Source organism: Escherichia sp. WS547, assembly GCF_046486065.1.
Lineage (GTDB): Bacteria > Pseudomonadota > Gammaproteobacteria > Enterobacterales > Enterobacteriaceae > Escherichia > Escherichia coli.
The window spans coordinates 15560-33325 of sequence record NZ_JBJQMA010000028.1; the positions used below are offsets into that span (position 1 = coordinate 15560).

19 protein-coding genes are annotated in these 17766 nt (G+C 47.4%); 9 read left to right on the plus strand and 10 right to left on the minus strand.

The features are described from left to right. Positions 1-610: 610 nt before the first annotated feature. The 4 genes from zinT to hiuH form a co-directional block, all read right to left on the minus strand. Entirely contained in the window at positions 611-1261 is a 651-nt protein-coding gene (gene zinT / locus ACJHWK_RS20345) for a metal-binding protein ZinT (RefSeq protein ID WP_001007767.1), read from the minus strand. A 256-nt stretch (positions 1262-1517) separates the two neighbouring features. Beyond that, positions 1518-2153 (minus strand): protein-methionine-sulfoxide reductase heme-binding subunit MsrQ, encoded by a 636-nt coding sequence (msrQ, locus tag ACJHWK_RS20350; protein ID WP_001241115.1) that lies wholly within the window; start codon positions 2151-2153, stop codon positions 1518-1520. Beyond that, positions 2154-3158: a protein-methionine-sulfoxide reductase catalytic subunit MsrP gene (msrP, locus tag ACJHWK_RS20355; protein ID WP_170886277.1), complete on the minus strand. Its 1005-nt coding sequence runs from the start codon at positions 3156-3158 to the stop codon at positions 2154-2156. A gap of 108 nt (positions 3159-3266) precedes the next feature. Then, positions 3267-3680, minus strand: coding sequence for a hydroxyisourate hydrolase (gene hiuH, locus ACJHWK_RS20360; protein WP_000920132.1), 414 nt, complete (start codon positions 3678-3680; stop codon positions 3267-3269). A 132-nt stretch (positions 3681-3812) separates the two neighbouring features. Here hiuH and hprR point away from each other — a divergent pair, with 132 nt between their 5' ends. Both hprR and hprS read left to right on the plus strand, forming a co-directional pair. Next, entirely contained in the window at positions 3813-4484 is a 672-nt protein-coding gene (gene hprR, locus ACJHWK_RS20365; protein ID WP_001339045.1) for a response regulator transcription factor HprR, read from the plus strand. Then, positions 4484-5842 (plus strand): two-component system sensor histidine kinase HprS, encoded by a 1359-nt coding sequence (hprS, locus tag ACJHWK_RS20370; protein WP_170886278.1) that lies wholly within the window; start codon positions 4484-4486, stop codon positions 5840-5842. Before hprR ends, hprS begins: the two co-directional genes overlap by 1 nt. A 106-nt stretch (positions 5843-5948) precedes the next feature. On the opposite strand, the gene hchA is transcribed toward hprS, so the two are convergent. From hchA to ompC, 3 genes are all read right to left on the minus strand, one after another. Then, positions 5949-6800 (minus strand): glyoxalase III HchA, encoded by an 852-nt coding sequence (gene hchA, locus ACJHWK_RS20375; protein ID WP_001544645.1) that lies wholly within the window; start codon positions 6798-6800, stop codon positions 5949-5951. A gap of 160 nt (positions 6801-6960) precedes the next feature. Next, positions 6961-7311: a hypothetical protein gene (locus ACJHWK_RS20380; RefSeq protein ID WP_072264948.1), complete on the minus strand. Its 351-nt coding sequence runs from the start codon at positions 7309-7311 to the stop codon at positions 6961-6963. Positions 7312-7391: 80 nt separating this feature from the next. Further along, positions 7392-8585, minus strand: a complete 1194-nt coding sequence (gene ompC, locus ACJHWK_RS20385; RefSeq protein ID WP_000824405.1) for a porin OmpC — start codon at positions 8583-8585, stop codon at positions 7392-7394. Between the two features lie 649 nt (positions 8586-9234). On the opposite strand from ompC, the gene drpB reads away from it, so the two are divergent. The 4 genes from drpB to vsr all read left to right on the plus strand — a co-directional run bounded on the left by drpB (position 9235) and on the right by vsr (position 12187). Further along, a complete protein-coding gene (gene drpB, locus ACJHWK_RS20390) occupies positions 9235-9516 on the plus strand; it encodes a cell division protein DrpB (RefSeq protein ID WP_001297704.1) in 282 nt (93 codons plus the stop codon). A 39-nt stretch (positions 9517-9555) separates the two neighbouring features. Then, positions 9556-10251: a phosphohydrolase gene (locus ACJHWK_RS20395; RefSeq protein WP_024229419.1), complete on the plus strand. Its 696-nt coding sequence runs from the start codon at positions 9556-9558 to the stop codon at positions 10249-10251. Between the two features lie 66 nt (positions 10252-10317). Next, positions 10318-11736 (plus strand): DNA-cytosine methyltransferase, encoded by a 1419-nt coding sequence (gene dcm / locus ACJHWK_RS20400; RefSeq protein ID WP_072648524.1) that lies wholly within the window; start codon positions 10318-10320, stop codon positions 11734-11736. Next, positions 11717-12187: a VSPR family DNA mismatch endonuclease gene (vsr, locus tag ACJHWK_RS20405; RefSeq protein ID WP_062876173.1), complete on the plus strand. Its 471-nt coding sequence runs from the start codon at positions 11717-11719 to the stop codon at positions 12185-12187. Before dcm ends, vsr begins: the two co-directional genes overlap by 20 nt. Here the strand turns inward: vsr and yedA are convergent. After that, positions 12176-13096, minus strand: coding sequence for a drug/metabolite exporter YedA (gene yedA / locus ACJHWK_RS20410; protein WP_001212226.1), 921 nt, complete (start codon positions 13094-13096; stop codon positions 12176-12178). The genes vsr and yedA overlap by 12 nt on opposite strands. A 172-nt stretch (positions 13097-13268) precedes the next feature. Between yedA and ACJHWK_RS20415 the strand changes: the two genes are divergently transcribed. The 3 genes from ACJHWK_RS20415 to dgcQ all read left to right on the plus strand — a co-directional run bounded on the left by ACJHWK_RS20415 (position 13269) and on the right by dgcQ (position 16312). Further along, positions 13269-14186 carry a DUF808 domain-containing protein gene (locus tag ACJHWK_RS20415; RefSeq protein WP_047662885.1) on the plus strand — a complete coding sequence of 306 codons (918 nt, stop codon included), beginning with the start codon at positions 13269-13271 and terminating at the stop codon, positions 14184-14186. Between the two features lie 78 nt (positions 14187-14264). Then, positions 14265-14447 carry a YodC family protein gene (locus ACJHWK_RS20420; RefSeq protein ID WP_000009307.1) on the plus strand — a complete coding sequence of 61 codons (183 nt, stop codon included), beginning with the start codon at positions 14265-14267 and terminating at the stop codon, positions 14445-14447. 170 nt (positions 14448-14617) lie between these two features. Further along, positions 14618-16312, plus strand: a complete 1695-nt coding sequence (gene dgcQ, locus ACJHWK_RS20425) for a cellulose biosynthesis regulator diguanylate cyclase DgcQ (protein WP_001389748.1) — start codon at positions 14618-14620, stop codon at positions 16310-16312. Here dgcQ and ACJHWK_RS20430 read toward each other — a convergent pair. Both ACJHWK_RS20430 and yodD read right to left on the minus strand, forming a co-directional pair. Then, positions 16309-17124 carry a mannosyl-3-phosphoglycerate phosphatase-related protein gene (locus tag ACJHWK_RS20430; protein ID WP_135424308.1) on the minus strand — a complete coding sequence of 272 codons (816 nt, stop codon included), beginning with the start codon at positions 17122-17124 and terminating at the stop codon, positions 16309-16311. The two genes, dgcQ and ACJHWK_RS20430, sit on opposite strands and share 4 nt — an antisense overlap. A gap of 297 nt (positions 17125-17421) precedes the next feature. Beyond that, positions 17422-17649 (minus strand): peroxide/acid resistance protein YodD, encoded by a 228-nt coding sequence (gene yodD, locus ACJHWK_RS20435; protein ID WP_000844800.1) that lies wholly within the window; start codon positions 17647-17649, stop codon positions 17422-17424. Between the last annotated feature and the right edge of the window lie 117 nt (positions 17650-17766).

Consider the following 17766-nt stretch of genomic DNA (forward strand, 5'->3'; position numbering starts at 1 on the left):
GTAGAATATTCTTGAAGGGTTAGATCGTCACTGTTTTCTGTTCGATACTGTGACATTCAGCACTTGATTCGCTATGGATCTGACAGGAAGGTTTCGAGCGAAAATCTGCAATTATTCAGTCGTTTTCTTATCGGTCACCATTATTCTTTTAGACATTGATCCTACAAAGCTGCCGCAAAGTTGGTGGTGGGAACTGAAGTTGCGTAGAGAAGTGGTCAATAATTGAGCAAAAAAAGGAACGCGGCCGTCAGATTAAAGCCGCGGGACAAAGTCCATAATTTCCAAGAGTTGTTGAATTTCCCAGCTTTTTTGAAAGCCTTTGTATCATACTAACAAGTAAAAAAGGTTTAAATACCAAAATTAACCTATATTTCTGGTTAGCTTTACCATGACAGATGACTTGCTCCTGGAGACATTGGCGCAGCCAGTCTGTATTGGTGAGTTGTGTATTTATTGTTCGCCGTTTTCTCAGTTTTTTCTACAGACATAATAAAAAAGACACGTCTCAAGCATGAGCGTGTCTGAGTTTGTCTTATTTATTTGTCTTGGTAAATTATTGTCGTTACTACCAGGCACTGTTCTGTTAAATAATTGAATCAGCGAAAAAAAATCAATGAGACATCATTTCCTCGACCACTTCTTCGCTACTCAACTGATAGGGATAATACGTTGGCCAGTTTTCCATTTCATTTAATAAAGATTGCTGTGAATCATTACCCATAAAAATGTGAAAATGAGATGATTTTCGTGGTGCAATTATATGATCGCTAAATTGAATATATTTAGGGGCTTTGCTTTCAGGATCTTTACATTCGAATAAATAACGAACGCCTTTCTTACCTGATTTATAGGTGAGTATTTTGTATCCATCGTAATCATATTTACAGGATGTTGTTTCATTATTTCTATGGAATTCAACAATGCCGTCCTCAATGCCAATCATCTCGATATCTGTCACATAACCTTTGCGATAATAATCTTTAATTTCAGCAAATGTTTTGGTTTTATCTGCATCCGCTTTCTTCTGAAAGACGGGGTCAAGTTTGCCACTTTGCAGTAAAGGATAAACGGATTGCCAGACTCCATCCCAGTCACTTAGCGTTCGGTTTTGTACATTGGCATCATCAAAAACACCATTAGCAGCTTTTTGTTCGACCTCTGTTAAGGGTTTGCCGTGTGAGTGATGACCATGCGAAAAGGCAGGAGCGCTAACAATAAAGACACCTAAAGCAACAGCCAGTTTATGAAGACGAATCGCCAAAACAGTTTCCTCCAGAGTTAATGTATATAATGTGTAATGTTATATTGTAACATATAACAAAATGCAACAACTCTTAGGAAACGAGTGCAAAGTTACCTCAGGTATATTTTCCTATCTTATTGAAATGACATAAATTATGTCGATGATTTGAGGTTGATGACAAACGAAACATAACCTGATGTGATCTGCGTAGGCCGGATAGGGCGCTCGCGCCGCATCCGGCAGGGATAACGCGTACTTTGTCGGTAATATGAAGTTATAGAGATAATTTGTTGTGAACCTGCTTGCGTAACCGGTTGAAAAGGGAAAGCAACTTCTTATACCGTAAGGCTAAAAGCAGTACCGCCAGCCCAGCGTAGATGAGTGGCTGCGGTGAAATAATCTTCACTGACCACAGATAATGTATTGGGGCCAGGATCGCGACAAGATAGACGAAATTATGCAACTGTTGCCAGTGCTTGCCGAGTTTTCGCTGCATCGCCTGGGTTGAAGTAAACGCTAAAGCAAGCAAAATAACCCAGCTGATAATTCCTAACGTTAAATAAGGCCGGGTAATTAACTCCTTACCTAATAACGCCAGATTATTCACGCCCAGCTCCAGTAATGCGTAACTGGTTAAATGCAGTGTCGCCCAGGCAAAGCACCATAAGCCTAACAGGCGGCGAGTGCGTATCAATAACGGCTGTTTTGCGTAGCGTGCCAGAGGTGTGATTAACAAGGTCGCCAGCAAAAATTTCAGTGCAGTGCGACCAGTAAAATGCTGAATATCTTTCACTGGATCGGCACCCAGTCCACCGTGATTGATCGCCCAGACCAGCCAGAGAAACGGCAACAATCCGGCAAGATGCAGGCAAACTTTCATCCATGTCACCTGTTTTGCTGTCAGACGCATTTAGAAATTCTCCCGCAAATCCAGGCCACGATACAGCGATGCCACCTGCTCGGCGTAACCATTAAACAGTAGCGTTGGCTGGCGCTGTACATCGAGGATGCCGCCTGAACCAATAAATCGTTCGGTAGCCTGTGACCAGCGCGGGTGATCAACATGCGGATTAACGTTGGCGTAAAAACCGTATTCGTCAGGCGCTGCCAGATTCCAGGTGGTTGGCGGACGCTCGCGGGTCAGCTTAATACTGACTATCGATTTAATCCCTTTAAAGCCATATTTCCACGGCACAATCAGTCGCACCGGCGCGCCATTTTGTGGCGGTAACGCCTTGCCATAAACACCCACGGTCATCAGTGTGAGCGGATGCATTGCTTCGTCGAGACGCAATCCTTCGACATAAGGATATTTCAGCCCGCCGCCGATAAAGCGGTCCTGCTGGCCTGGCATCTGTTCCGGTGCATAAATTGTTTCGAAAGCGACATACTTCGCATTGCTGGTGGGTTCGGCAAGCGCCAGTAATTTGTGCAGCGGAAAACCAATCCACGGCACCACCATCGACCATGCTTCCACGCAGCGCATACGATAAATACGCTCTTCCAGCGGGAAGCGACGGGTTAAATCATCGTGATCGAGGGTCAATGGTTTTGCCACTTCGCCGCTGATTTTCAATGTCCATGGATCGGTTTTCAGGCTACCAGCATTAGCGGCGGGATCGGCTTTATCCAGCCCGAATTCATAGAAGTTGTTATAGCCGGAAACTTTATCTGCTGGCGTCAGTGGCAGGTCATTTTGCCAGGCGGCAGGCTTGCTGAACTCCAACGGTTTTCCGGCGGGGGCAGGTGGGCGATCGTTCCCTTTAAACCAGCTAAGCAGATCGGCATGCGCAGCGTGAGGCAAAGAAAGTGCAGCCGCGCTGATGCCCAGTGCTTTTAACACCTGCCGACGCTTCATAAAGAATACTGACTCGGCCGTAACATCTGATTGTTTTAAAAATTGATTCTTTTTCATAAGCCATCACACTTTTTTGTCGTTAGCCAGCAAGAGCCGTTTACTGTTAATCTGTCAGGGAGTGTCCTCCCTAACAGTAGCAGAGATCTGCTTTTACATATTTATGCATTAACTGCCACGATAGGTTGAATACCCATATTGGCTAAGTAATAAAGGCACATGATAATGCTCGTTCACTTTATTAATATGAAATTCAACGGGGATCTCAGGGAAGAAACTTTCAAGATTTTGTTTCTTGAAATAGTCCCCGGTTTTAAATACGACACGGTAATCGCCCGTAGTTGCAGTTTGCTCGGGCCACAGTGCCTTAATTCGTCCATCCTTATCTGTTTTGGCGGTATTAAGTTGTAACCAGCCGTTGTCCGCTTTCTTTTCAAGAGTGACTGTCACGTCGGCAGCGGGTTTTCCTGTTTGCTGGTTCAAAATGTGCACGCTAAGAATGTTTTGTTGTGCAGCATAGACCAAAGAAGGTAATGAAAATGCAGCCGTTACTACGGAGAGAACTAAATAACGCTTTAACATGTTTATATCCTTGTCATGTGAATGAGTTTTGAGGATAGCGAAAAAGCGTCCAGGGTAACCTTACAGCAGCATTACAATTTTGTAATGAACCAGGCTGTTTCTATAACATATGATTTATGGCATATTATTTTCATGAAGATTTTACTTATTGAAGATAATCAAAGGACCCAGGAGTGGGTAACGCAGGGGCTTTCCGAAGCGGGTTATGTCATTGATGCCGTTTCTGATGGCAGAGATGGGCTTTATCTTGCGCTGAAGGATGATTATGCATTGATCATTCTGGATATTATGCTTCCGGGTATGGATGGCTGGCAGATCTTACAAACGTTAAGAACAGCAAAGCAAACCCCTGTTATTTGCCTTACTGCAAGGGATTCTGTCGATGACAGAGTCAGAGGGCTGGACAGTGGAGCAAATGATTATCTGGTAAAACCTTTTTCATTTTCTGAGTTGCTGGCAAGGGTTCGGGCACAATTAAGGCAACATCATGCTTTGAATTCAACATTAGAAATCAGTGGCTTAAGAATGGACTCTGTTAGTCAAAGTGTGAGCAGGGACAATATCAGTATTACACTGACGCGCAAGGAGTTTCAGTTACTTTGGCTACTGGCCTCCAGAGCTGGCGAAATTATACCCAGAACGGTTATTGCGAGTGAAATTTGGGGAATCAACTTTGATAGTGATACCAATACGGTGGACGTCGCCATTCGCAGGCTCCGCGCAAAAGTTGATGATCCTTTTCCTGAAAAGCTAATCGCCACAATCCGGGGGATGGGCTATTCATTCGTAGCGGTAAAAAAATAATGAAAAGATTATCTATAACCGTCCGTTTAACCTTGCTTTTTATATTGGTGCTGTCTGTTGCTGGCGCTGGAATTGTCTGGACTCTCTATAATGGCCTGGCAAGTGAGTTGAAATGGCGCGATGATACAACACTCATTAACCGGACAGCGCAGATCAAGCAGTTGTTAATTGATGGGGTAAATCCAGATACGTTACCTGTGTACTTTAACCGGATGATGGATGTTAGTCAGGATATCTTGATCATTCATGGTGATAGCATCAACAAAATTGTTAACCGGACGAATGTCAGTGATGACATGTTAAATAACATACCTGCTACTGAGACAATCAGCGCAGCTGGCATTTACAGAAGCATTATTAATGATACAGAGATAGATGCTTTACGAATTAATATTGATGAAGTTTCGCCATCATTAACGGTTACTGTGGCTAAATTGGCTTCAGCCAGACATAACATGCTTGAACAGTATAAAATTAATAGCATTATAATTTGCATTGTCGCCATTATACTTTGCTCAGTATTAAGTCCGCTGTTAATCAGAACGGGGTTACGAGAGATCAAAAAGTTGAGTGGTGTAACGGAAGCGCTGAATTATAACGATAACCGGGAGCCTGTTGAGGTTAGCGCATTACCGAGAGAACTAAAACCTCTTGGGCAGGCGTTGAATAAAATGCACCAAGCCTTAGTCAAAGATTTTGAACGCCTAAGTCAATTTGCTGACGATCTCGCTCATGAACTTAGAACGCCAATTAATGCATTACTGGGTCAGAATCAGGTTACGCTCAGTCAAAACAGAAGTATCGCTGAATATCAAAAAACAATTGCCGGAAACATTGAAGAGCTGGAAAATATTTCGCGGTTAACAGAGAACATACTGTTTCTTGCCAGGGCAGATAAAAATAATGTTTTGGTGAAACTGGACTCGCTTTCTCTCAATAAGGAAGTCGAAAATTTGTTGGACTATCTTGAATACCTTTCAGACGAGAAAGAGATTTGCTTTAAGGTCGAGTGCAATCAGCAAATCTTTGCGGATAAAATTTTACTACAACGAATGTTATCGAATCTTATTGTTAACGCTATTCGATATTCGCCAGAAAAATCGCGCATTCTTATAACCAGTTTTCTTGATACCAACGGCTCTCTTAATATTGATATCGCCAGCCCTGGTACGAAAATTAATGAGCCTGAAAAACTCTTCCGTAGATTTTGGCGCGGAGATAATTCGCGTCATTCCGTAGGTCAGGGACTTGGTCTTTCTTTAGTCAAAGCGATTGCCGAATTGCATGGGGGAAGTGCTACGTATCACTATCTCAATAAGCTTAATGTGTTCCGGATTACGTTACCGCAAAGAAATTAACATAGGGCTTCAGTACGCCATAAATTAACCGTGAAAAACGCAGCCACGTCGTGAGTATTAACGTGGCTGCGATTGATTATGCGCTTACATTACAATGTAACAGGGATTAACTCGAGTAAGCGGCCAGCATTTCCTGCGCCGCCAGTTTACCCAACGCATTCGCTGCGAAAGGACTGTCGCCGGTGAGAACTTTACGGTCCTTATGTACTCGCCCGGTGATGTCGTCATTAATAATGTTCATGCCCATTTTCTTCAGCTCTTCGCCGAAGTACCAGGTGAGATGACCCGGCATATAGCCTATCTCTGGCGTTTGTTTGTCTGCGGCGTCTGGGAATGCGCAAATGGAATAACCATTCAGTGGGTTATCGCCGTGGCGAAGTGCCAGAAAAGCCGCCGGACCGTGGCAAAGGGATATAACAAAACGGTCATTTTTGATTGCCCACTGTAAAGCGGCAGCCACGTCCTGGCTTTCTGGTAAACCAATAAGTGCGCCATGACCACCAGGAACAAAGATTGCTGCATATTCGCTGTCAGCGTTGAGGCTGGCGACAACATCCGCGAGTTTATTCGGATTGCGGAACAACGATTTATGCTGCTCAAAGAATGGCATTACTTTTTCATCTTTGTGTGGCATAGCCCAGTATTCAAACTTGGTCATCAGACCGGAAATGGTCGCCACTTCGAATTCGAAACCTGCAGCATGGAGATGATACAACGGCAGCAACGTTTCAATCGGATGGTTACCGGTCGAAAACAGTTTGCCGTTATCGGTCGGCAAATAACGTTCGTCCGCGGCGATCACCAGAATTTTATGTTTACCACGATAAGGTTTTGGGTAGTCCACGCCATCAAGATCAGAGACAGGACTAGTATATTGGCTAAGCGAATATTCTGAAGGGAAGAATGCATTATCTTCAGCAATATCGACCTGCGGATTTTTACTTGTTTGAACAGTCATAGTGTATTCCTTATTGTTGCTTAGTTAGGGTAGTCACTATATTTGCGACTGAGCTGGTCGCTATTTTTAACCAGGCTGGAAAATTGAGTCAATATATCGAAAGCGGTAGTCGGCGGGTGTAAGTATGTAATGATGATGCTGCACTGGTGTTGAATATTATTCACGCCAAATTTTCCTTATTGAGCAACGTCGTCGCAAGTGGCCTCAATGATTTTAGACCATTATCAGAGGTCCGGGGCGGCAGGGAGAGATTTAGTGCTGTGGAATATTGTGGTGCTGATGAATATTTATATCCCGGATTGGTAGAGAAAAAGCTTTTTCCATGCACTTTTTTTGCAAATATTTCTGTATGGGAGGCGGTTTTGTTGCAGATTAATTCATAAAGAAATGCATTTGGGTGTTGGCTGGAAGAGTCGCGGGTAGATGTTATTGTGCCAGCAGGGGCAGGGTAAGGTACTGTATCGATATGCTTTGGCAATTGCATGTGCCGCAGAGGGAGATGAAATGCCAATAAAAAAGCCTGAGTTCGATGAGGGACGAACTCAGGCTAGTGTTAACTTTTACAGTAACACGCCGCGGCGCGTTGGCTGATTAGAACTGGTAGACTAAGCCCACAGCAACGATATCATCGGTAGCGATGCCGTTTGCTTTGTAGAAGTCGTCGTCGTTGTCCAGCAGGTTGATTTTGTAATCAACGTAGGTGGACATGTTTTTGTTGAAGTAGTAAGTCGCACCAATATCAACGTATTTAACCAGATCTTTATTGGTGTAACGTGGGTCGCCGTTGCCGTCATGAGCCCAACCACCTAAATCCTTACCTTTAGATTGCAGGTAAGCGATGGACGGGCGTAGGCCGAAGTCGAACTGATACTGAGCAACAACTTCAAAGTTTTGGGTTTTGTTCGCAATACCACCTCTGTCAATGTCGTTATTGTCTTTTCCGCTGCCATATGCAGTCATATTACGTGTTTCTGCATACATTGCCGCTAAATAGACATTATTCGCATCATATTTAGCACCGACTGTCCATGCTTCAGCTGTTTCACCACCAGCATATTTATTCGAGCGTTGCTCACCTAAACCAGTAGCACGTTGGTTATCAGTACGGTCAGAGTTTGAATATGCAGCCCCGAGGCTTAACCCGAAGTCAAAGTCATAGGAAGTGGACATACCGAAACCGTCACCATTTTCTTTAGACAGTTTACGATTATTACCATTACCAGAACCTTCTTGATCCCAAAGCCCACCCGATCCTTCATTATTACCCTGATATTGCAGAGCAAAGTTCAGGCCATCGACCTGACCAAAGAAGCCATTGTTACGGTAGGTTGCAACACCATTAGCACGACCGTTCAGGAAGTTGTCGGCACCAGCATAGGTATCGCCACCAAATTCTGGCAGCATATCGGTCCATGCTTCGATGTCATATACGACACCGTAGTTACGACCATAGTCGAAAGTACCATTCTGACCAAAGCCTAAACCTGCAAATGCCAGACGCGTTGCGGTATTACCTTTGTCGCTTTCAGGACCGTTTGCGCCAATGTTAAATTCCCACTGACCATAACCAGTGAATTGGTCAGCGATCTGAGTTTCACCTTTGAAACCGATACGGGCATATGACATGTCGCCATCGCTGCCAGCATCATCAGAGAAGTAGTGCAGGCCCGCTACTTTTCCGTACAAATCCAGTTTATTACCATCTTTATTATAGACTTCAGCCGCATTTGCTGCGCCAGCAACTAATAACGCCGGGACCAGCATTGCCAGAACTTTTCTTTTCATTATGTATTCCCTTGTGATTATAATCTTCATGAATATATCAATAAGTGCCGTTATCCAAAAAAAAGCACATTTGGATACTATTCTATGAAGTTCATTTTATTTTAAAGATTACATGTAACAAATATATTTAAAAGATTTCAAAATGTTTCTAATCTATTTAATATAATTCAGAATTATGAATTCTAAATATAAATATTCATGAAAATTATAAATGTATATCAATATGTTATGAGTTGAGCGGAAACATAGGGGGTATCAATGATTGTTGCGCCAAACGGCTGGTGTGATCACGCGCACATTAATGAAGGCATAAAAAAAGCCGGCATCATGCCGGCCCAAAAAAAATAAACAAGACGATAAAAGGCTAATAACGGAAGCATCATGACACAGAATAATAAAAAGGTATAATTGTAATCAGTGCTAATATATTGATTGAATGAATTAATAAAGCCGATATCAAAGATAAATAAAATCGCTCAAAACGATTTTTCCTGTATTCACTGCCGTTGCGCAAAAATTATCTATTTGTTCAAAAAATGATTGAGTCTTGACTGGCTCATCCAATGTGGAAAAATGTGACTTTTATCACATAATAGTACTAAGTCTGAATTTTCCGGGTTATCTCAAAATGGAATACGGTTCGACAAAGATGGAAGAGAGACTCTCTCGCAGCCCTGGCGGCAAATTGGCTTTGTGGGCTTTCTATACATGGTGTGGCTATTTCGTCTGGGCAATGGCGCGTTACATCTGGGTGATGAGCCGGATCCCTGATGCCCCGGTGTCGGGATTTGAAAGCGATTTAGGCTCTACCGCGGGAAAGTGGTTAGGGGCACTGGTCGGATTTTTATTTATGGCTCTGGTCGGGGCATTGTTAGGCAGCATTGCCTGGTATACCCGACCTCGTCCCGCACGTAGCAGACGCTATGAATAAAAACTGCTAAGGTTGCGACTCTTTGGCAACGGAGCGCGTATGGACTTACAACACTGGCAGACACAGTTCGAAAACTGGTTGAAAAACCATCATCAGCACCAGGACGCGGCCCATGACGTATGTCATTTTCGCCGCGTCTGGGCTACGGCACAGAAGCTGGCGGCAGATGACGATGTCGATATGCTGGTGATTTTAACCGCCTGTTATTTTCACGATATTGTGAGCCTGGCGAAAAATCATCCGCAACGGCAGCGTTCTTCAATCCTGGCGGCAGAAGAGACGCGTCGCCTGCTCCGTGAAGAGTTCGTGCAATTTCCGGCGGAGAAAATCGAGGCCGTTTGTCATGCCATTGCCGCTCACAGTTTCAGCGCGCAAATCGCCCCCTTAACAACGGAAGCTAAAATCGTCCAGGATGCGGATCGGCTGGAAGCCCTGGGTGCGATTGGCCTGGCGCGCGTGTTTGCTGTTTCAGGGGCATTGGGCGTGGCGCTGTTTGATGGTGAAGATCCGTTCGCACAGCATCGCCCGCTTGATGATAAACGCTACGCGCTGGATCATTTCCAGACTAAGTTGCTGAAGCTACCGCAAACCATGCAAACCGCAAGAGGCAAGCAGCTGGCGCAGCACAACGCGCAATTTTTAGTCGAGTTTATGGCGAAGCTCAGTGCCGAACTGGCGGGGGAGAATGAAGGTGTCGATCACAAGGTGATAGATGCGTTTTCACCCGCGGGCTGAGCGCGTGGCCCTAAATGGCTGTAATTATGTTAACCTGTCGGCCATCTCAGATGGCCGGTTAAATCTATGCAGGAAAATATATCAGTAACCGATTCATACAGCACCGGGAATGCCGCACAGGCAATGCTGGAGAAACTGCTGCAAATTTATGATGTTAAAACGCTGGTGGCGCAGCTTAATGGTGTGGGTGAGAATCACTGGAGCGCGGCAATTTTAAAACGTGCGCTGGCGAATGACTCGGCATGGCACCGTTTAAGTGAGAAAGAGTTCGCCCATCTGCAAACGTTGTTACCCAAACCACCGGCACATCATCCGCATTATGCGTTTCGCTTTATCGATCTATTTGCCGGTATTGGCGGCATCCGTCGCGGTTTTGAATCGATTGGCGGACAGTGCGTGTTTACCAGCGAATGGAACAAACATGCGGTACGCACTTATAAAGCCAACCATTATTGCGACCCGGCGACGCATCATTTTAATGAAGATATTCGCGACATCACCCTCAGCCATAAAGAAGGCGTGAGTGATGAGACGGCGGCGGAACATATTCGTCAACACATTCCTGAACACGATGTATTACTGGCCGGTTTCCCATGTCAGCCATTTTCGCTGGCTGGCGTATCGAAAAAGAACTCGCTCGGGCGGGCGCACGGTTTTGCCTGCGATACCCAGGGCACGCTGTTCTTTGATGTGGTGCGCATTATCGACGCGCGTCGTCCGGCGATGTTTGTGCTCGAAAACGTCAAAAACCTGAAAAGTCACGATAAAGGAAAAACGTTCCGCATCATCATGCAGACGCTGGACGAACTGGGCTATGACGTGGCTGATGCAGACGATAACGGGCCGGACGATCCGAAAATCATCGATGGTAAACATTTCCTGCCGCAGCACCGTGAACGCATCGTGCTGGTGGGTTTTCGTCGCGATCTGAATCTGAAAGCCGATTTTACCCTGCGTGATATCAGCGAATGTTTTCCTGCGCAGCGAGTGACGCTGGCCCAGCTGCTGGACCCGATGGTCGAGGCGAAATATATCCTGACGCCGGTGCTGTGGAAGTACCTCTATCGTTATGCGAAAAAACATCAGGCACGCGGTAACGGCTTCGGTTATGGAATGGTTTATCCGAACAATCCGCAAAGCGTCACGCGTACTCTGTCTGCGCGTTATTACAAAGATGGCGCGGAAATTTTAATCGATCGCGGCTGGGATATGGCCACGGGTGAAAAAGACTTTGACGATCCGCTGAATCAGCAACATCGTCCACGTCGGTTAACGCCTCGGGAATGCGCGCGCTTAATGGGTTTTGAAGCGCCGGGAGAAGCGAAATTCCGCATTCCGGTTTCGGACACTCAGGCCTATCGCCAGTTCGGTAACTCGGTGGTCGTACCGGTCTTTGCCGCGGTGGCAAAACTGCTTGAGCCAAAAATCAAACAGGCGGTGGCGTTGCGTCAGCAAGAGGCACAACATGGCCGACGTTCACGATAAGGCCACCCGCAGCAAAAATATGCGCGCGATTGCCACGCGTGATACGGCGATTGAGAAGCGCCTCGCCAGTCTGTTAACCGGGCAGGGCATGGCATTTCGCGTTCAGGACGCCAGTCTGCCCGGACGCCCGGATTTTGTCGTTGATGAATATCGCTGCGTGATATTTACCCACGGCTGCTTCTGGCATCATCATCACTGCTATCTGTTTAAAGTGCCTGCGACTCGAACCGAGTTCTGGCTGGAGAAGATAGGTAAAAATGTTGAGCGGGATCGCTGTGATATCAGTCGCTTGCAGGAGCTTGGCTGGCGCGTACTGATTGTCTGGGAGTGTGCGTTACGTGGGCGCGAGAAGCTGACGGATGAAGCGCTTACCGAGCGTCTGGAAGAGTGGATCTGCGGCGAAGGAGCCAGCGCGCAGATCGACACGCAGGGGATTCATTTACTCGCTTGATGCGTCCTGAATAACTGGCGCAACTACGGGTTTTGCCGGGAAGAGATATTTTCCCAACGTGACCAGTACCACCGCGAAGACAATCACGCCGAGCGCCAGCCATTCAATCTTCGACAGCGTCTCTCCGCCCAGTCCCGTACCCAGCAAGACCGCGACCACAGGGTTAACGTAGGCGTAGCTGGTGGCGAGAGCCGGACTGACGTTGCGGATTAAATACATATAAGCGTTAATGGCGATAATCGAACCAAACAGCGCCAGATAGCCGACCGCAAGGAAGCCTGAAAGGGAAGGGAGCGCCGTCAGTTTTTCACCCGCAATCATCGACGCGATCATTAACACCACGCCTGCCGCCAGCATCTCAATCGCACCCGCCATCATCCCTACAGGTAAGGTAATGCGCGAGCCATAAACTGAGCCAAACGCCCAGCTAATCGAGCCGATTAAAATCAGAATCGCGCCCCACGGATTGCCGCTTAAATTTCCACCGCTATTGAGCATGATGATTCCGGCAAGCCCAATGGCGATACCCACCCATTCCAGTTTGCGCGTTTTAATGCCAAACAGGCGGCTGAAGCACAGGGTAAAGAGGGGCACGGTTGCAACCACTACGGCGGCGATGCCGGAAGGAACATTTTGATGTTCGGCAACCGTCACCATGCCATTACCGACAGCCAGCAATAACAGGCCAATCAGCGCGGCATTGAGCAGCGGACGTAGCGGGGGGAGTTTGTGTCCGCGCAGTAGCAAAAATGCCAGCAATAAAATACCGGCTGCCAGGAATCGAACGCCCGCCATCATTAACGGAGGCCAGCTTTCCACGCCAATCCGAATGACAAAATAGGTTGAGCCCCAAATGATATACAACGCAAACAACGCGCCAAAAAGCGGTAACAACTGGCGGAAACGCATAATCCCTCACGGTGGAAATAAAAAGGTGGTTCATAGTAAACGTGAAAATCATTCTGCTGGCGAGAGATATAATTGCACTTGATTGTTAAAAAAATGTTGACCTGTGAAGCAAGTATCAGAGCTGCCGTTTTTGCTTCATACTTACACCCTTCAACAATAAAAATGAGAGGGAATGCTTTTGGCCGGGAGTAGTTTACTGACGTTGCTCGATGATATCGCCACACTGCTGGACGATATTTCCGTGATGGGCAAACTGGCGGCGAAGAAAACCGCCGGTGTATTAGGGGATGACTTATCGCTCAATGCGCAACAAGTTTCAGGCGTGCGCGCCAACCGGGAACTTCCCGTGGTCTGGGGCGTGGCGAAAGGATCGCTGATCAATAAAGTGATTCTGGTGCCGCTGGCGCTGATCATCAGTGCGTTTATCCCGTGGGCGATTACGCCACTGTTGATGATTGGCGGCGCGTTTCTCTGCTTTGAAGGGGTAGAGAAAGTGCTGCATATGCTGGAGGCGCGTAAACATAAAGAAGATCCGGCGCAGAGTCAGCAGCGTCTGGAGAAGCTGGCGGCGCAGGATCCGCTGAAGTTTGAAAAAGACAAAATAAAAGGGGCGATTCGTACCGATTTTATATTGTCTGCGGAAATCGTCGCCATCACGCTGGGGATTGTGGCAGAAGCGCCGTTGCTTAATCAGGTGCTGGTGCTTTCAGGCATCGCGCTGGTAGTGACCGTGGGCGTCTACGGTCTGGTAGGGGTTATCGTTAAGATTGATGACCTGGGGTATTGGCTGGCGGAAAAATCCAGCGCGCTGATGCAGGCATTAGGTAAAGGGTTATTGATCATTGCGCCCTGGTTGATGGAGGCGTTATCGATTGTCGGCACGCTGGCGATGTTCCTCGTCGGCGGCGGGATTGTGGTACATGGTATTGCGCCGCTGCATCACGCCATTGAACATTTCGCCGGGCAGCAAAGTGCAGTGGTGGCGATGATATTACCGACTGTTTTAAATCTGATTCTTGGTTTTATCATCGGTGGCATCGTGGTGCTGGGAGTGAAAGCAGTAGCGAAAATGCGCGGTCAGGCACATTAATACTCGCACAGGCTATTATGCAAAATTCGCCATCTTAAACTAAGGTGAACAAGTTTCACTCGAAAAAAGGAGGCGAGTATGAGCTTTATGGTTAGTGAGGAAGTTACGGTTAAAGAGGGCGGCCCGCGGATGATTGTCACCGGATACTCCAGCGGTATGGTTGAGTGTCGTTGGTATGACGGTTACGGGGTCAAGCGGGAAGCTTTTCATGAAACCGAGCTTGTTCCGGGGGAGGGGAGTCGTTCTGCGGAAGAAGTTTGAAAGGGTATCATTAACACCAGGCCGGATCACATCCGGCCTGGTGTGCCAATGCCTGCAATGAATGATAGTCGCGTCTTATCATGCCACCATTATAAAATTATCGCTGTTTTGCGGTACGTTATCGCCGGGTTATGCCAGAATCATAAAAAAGCAGGTTGGGAGTCGTCAGGGTGCAGCACGAGACAAAAATGGAAAACCAGAGCTGGTTGAAAAAACTCGCACGCCGCCTGGGGCCTGGTCATGTCGTTAATCTCTGCTTTATCGTGGTATTGCTTTTTTCCACCTTGCTCACCTGGCGTGAAGTGGTGGTGCTGGAAGATGCCTATATCTCCAGCCAGCGTAATCATCTGGAAAACGTAGCCAACGCGCTCGATAAGCATTTGCAGTATAACGTCGACAAACTGATCTTTTTGCGTAATGGCATGCGCGAAGCTCTCGTAGCGCCACTGGATTTCACCTCTCTGCGTAATGCCGTAACCGAGTTCGAACAGCATCGCGACGAGCACGCCTGGCAAATCGAACTCAACCGACGACGCACCCTGCCAGTCAATGGTGTGTCGGATACATTAGTCAGCGAGGGGAATCTCCTGTCTCGCGAAAATGAAAGCCTCGACAATGAAATTACCGCTGCACTGGAAGTTGGTTACTTGCTGCGACTGGCACACAACTCCTCGTCGATGGTTGAACAGGCGATGTATGTCTCGCGTGCCGGATTTTACGTTTCGACGCAGCCGACCTTGTTTACGCGCAATGTACCAACGCGTTATTACGGCTATGTCACCCAACCCTGGTTTATCGGCCATTCGCAACGAGAAAATCGTCACCGCGCGGTACGCTGGTTCACTTCGCAACCGGAACACGCCAGCAATACTGAACCGCAGGTTACCGTCAGTGTTCCGGTAGACAGTAATAACTACTGGTATGGCGTGCTGGGGATGAGTATTCCCGTGCGTACCATGCAGCAATTTTTAAGAAACGCCATCGATAAAAACCTCGATGGTGAGTATCAGCTCTATGACAGTAAGCTGAGATTTTTGACCTCTTCCAATCCTGACCATCCAACAGGGAATATTTTTGATCCTCGTGAACTGGCCTTGCTGGCGCAGGCAATGGAACATGACACGCGGGGCGGCATTCGTATGAACAGTCGATATGTTAGCTGGGAACGTCTGGACCATTTCGACGGTGTGCTGGTGCGCGTCCATACGCTAAGCGAAGGCGTGCGCGGCGATTTCGGCAGTATCAGCATTGCATTAACCCTGCTGTGGGCGCTCTTTACCACCATGTTACTCATCTCCTGGTATGTGATTCGCCGGATGGTCAGCAACATGTATGTTTTGCAAAGCTCGTTGCAGTGGCAGGCGTGGCACGACACCTTAACGCGTTTATATAACCGTGGCGCACTGTTCGAAAAAGCCCGTCCGCTCGCTAAATTGTGTCAGACGCACCAACATCCTTTTTCTGTCATTCAGGTCGACCTTGACCATTTTAAAGCGATTAATGACCGCTTTGGTCATCAGGCGGGCGACCGTGTTCTTTCTCATGCTGCCGGATTAATTAGCAGTTCCTTGCGTGCGCAGGACGTTGCCGGGCGGGTCGGTGGTGAGGAGTTTTGTGTGATTTTGCCCGGCGCGAGCCTGACGCAGGCTGCGGAGGTTGCAGAACGTATTCGCCTGAAGCTAAATGAAAAAGAGATGTTGATCGCCAAGAGTACGACGATACGCATCAGTGCCTCGCTGGGGGTAAGCAGCAGCGAGGAAACCGGTGATTATGATTTTGAACAACTCCAGTCACTGGCCGACCGTCGACTTTATCTCGCTAAACAGGCCGGGCGCAATCGGGTATTCGCGAGCGATAACGCTTAACGGGCGGAGAAAAAATGGTCCAGCCCTTCACGCCAGCCTTCCGGTCCTTCACGCTGCGTTCGCCAGACGCGGGCCGGATCCTCATCATGCAGATGCACCCCTTCACGGTTTAACCCTTTCACGATCACCGCGTAATCCATTACCTCCAGTAAGGGCGCATCGTTTGGCCCATCGCCCAGGCCAAGTGTGGTTGGGCGTTTGCCTGATAATTGTTGATAGGTCGCGATAATCCAGTTGGCAGCCTGATCTTTTCCGGCAGAGGCATCCAGGACGTGCCAGAAGCGCGCACCCTGCATAAACTGCAAGCCCAGCTCGTGCAGACGAGTGGTAAATTGTGCCATACGCTCGTCACTGTCGCGCCAGATTAGCGTTACCGACGCCTCATGCAACTGCGTCAGCGCCGCCTGGCTACGGCTTAATCCTGTCCATTCGGCGATGGTTGCATCGTCGACATCATCAAAAGTTGTGAATTTAAAATGTTCTTTCTCGCGTAGCGTATTTAAAACCTGGCTGATTTCGCCATGGCTAATACCTGAGATGATGCGTGGAAAACCGTCTATATCCTGCCATTGCTCAGCAAGCTGGATCACTGCGCCATTTTCGGCAATCAGCGGTAAACCTTGTAGCTCCAACGTTTTTTGCAAGTACAGCATTTCCGCTGATGTCTTACTGCTACAGAGAATGACGGGAACATTCGCTTCGCGTAAACGGCTGAGCCAGGGGGCAGCTGGTTGCCAGTCATAACTATGACTGTCCAGCAGGGTGCCATCAAGATCGCTAAAAACCAGTAGTGGTTGTTGAATTGAAAGCATGGTTGCGCAGTACTCCCCTTACCAGGATGATTCTTAAAACAGCACAAATTATCAAAGATGATCTTTTCGGGAGCGATCCCGTTGACGCCAGAGCCACCAAGGGGTGACGCGCGTCACATTTCTATTCATAAGTAGCGTTAATCATTCATATCACGAATATTTTCTTGTCAGCGAAAAAAATTGCGGATAAGGTGATGAACACATCAGATTTCCTGGTGTAACGAATTTTTTAAGTGCTTCTTGCTTAAGCAAGTTTCATCCCGACCCCCTCAGGGTCGGGATTTTTTTATTGTGCATTCAACGATTCACTTCAGAGACGCTGAAGTCATGAATATCCAGTTCGAAGGCATCCGCCAATTCACGCCATGTATGATATTCACGTCCATCGACGCTAACGTGTTCAGAATCGTTCTGGCTGCGATGAACTTCGCTTTCGCTAATTTCATTGATCGCCGCCAGCAGGGCATCGACATCGACGCTGACCTCACGTTTTGCGGTATCGCTGTACTCTTTTGCGGTTTTCATCATCTTTCCTCGCAACCGTTACTCTGTTGTTGCCGCCAGTCGTTAAGTCCGCCTGGCATCTCTTAAGTATAGACAGTCGAGAAAATCAGCACTCGCGCGCGCCTGGCGCTGCCAGAA

Bases quoted from the DNA above. Each gene is read 5' to 3' on its own strand.
- msrQ (WP_001241115.1), bottom strand. From the start codon at position 2,153: ATGCGTCTGACAGCAAAACAGGTGACATGGATGAAAGTTTGCCTGCAT.
- msrP (WP_170886277.1), bottom strand. From the start codon at position 3,158: ATGAAAAAGAATCAATTTTTAAAACAATCAGATGTTACGGCCGAGTCA.
- hiuH (WP_000920132.1), bottom strand. From the start codon at position 3,680: ATGTTAAAGCGTTATTTAGTTCTCTCCGTAGTAACGGCTGCATTTTCA.
- hprR (WP_001339045.1), top strand. From the start codon at position 3,813: ATGAAGATTTTACTTATTGAAGATAATCAAAGGACCCAGGAGTGGGTA.
- hprS (WP_170886278.1), top strand. From the start codon at position 4,484: ATGAAAAGATTATCTATAACCGTCCGTTTAACCTTGCTTTTTATATTG.
- hchA (WP_001544645.1), bottom strand. From the start codon at position 6,800: ATGACTGTTCAAACAAGTAAAAATCCGCAGGTCGATATTGCTGAAGAT.
- ompC (WP_000824405.1), bottom strand. From the start codon at position 8,585: ATGAAAAGAAAAGTTCTGGCAATGCTGGTCCCGGCGTTATTAGTTGCT.
- drpB (WP_001297704.1), top strand. From the start codon at position 9,235: ATGGAAGAGAGACTCTCTCGCAGCCCTGGCGGCAAATTGGCTTTGTGG.
- ACJHWK_RS20395 (WP_024229419.1), top strand. From the start codon at position 9,556: ATGGACTTACAACACTGGCAGACACAGTTCGAAAACTGGTTGAAAAAC.
- dcm (WP_072648524.1), top strand. From the start codon at position 10,318: ATGCAGGAAAATATATCAGTAACCGATTCATACAGCACCGGGAATGCC.
- vsr (WP_062876173.1), top strand. From the start codon at position 11,717: ATGGCCGACGTTCACGATAAGGCCACCCGCAGCAAAAATATGCGCGCG.
- yedA (WP_001212226.1), bottom strand. From the start codon at position 13,096: ATGCGTTTCCGCCAGTTGTTACCGCTTTTTGGCGCGTTGTTTGCGTTG.
- ACJHWK_RS20415 (WP_047662885.1), top strand. From the start codon at position 13,269: ATGCTTTTGGCCGGGAGTAGTTTACTGACGTTGCTCGATGATATCGCC.
- ACJHWK_RS20420 (WP_000009307.1), top strand. From the start codon at position 14,265: ATGAGCTTTATGGTTAGTGAGGAAGTTACGGTTAAAGAGGGCGGCCCG.
- ACJHWK_RS20430 (WP_135424308.1), bottom strand. From the start codon at position 17,124: ATGCTTTCAATTCAACAACCACTACTGGTTTTTAGCGATCTTGATGGC.
- yodD (WP_000844800.1), bottom strand. From the start codon at position 17,649: ATGAAAACCGCAAAAGAGTACAGCGATACCGCAAAACGTGAGGTCAGC.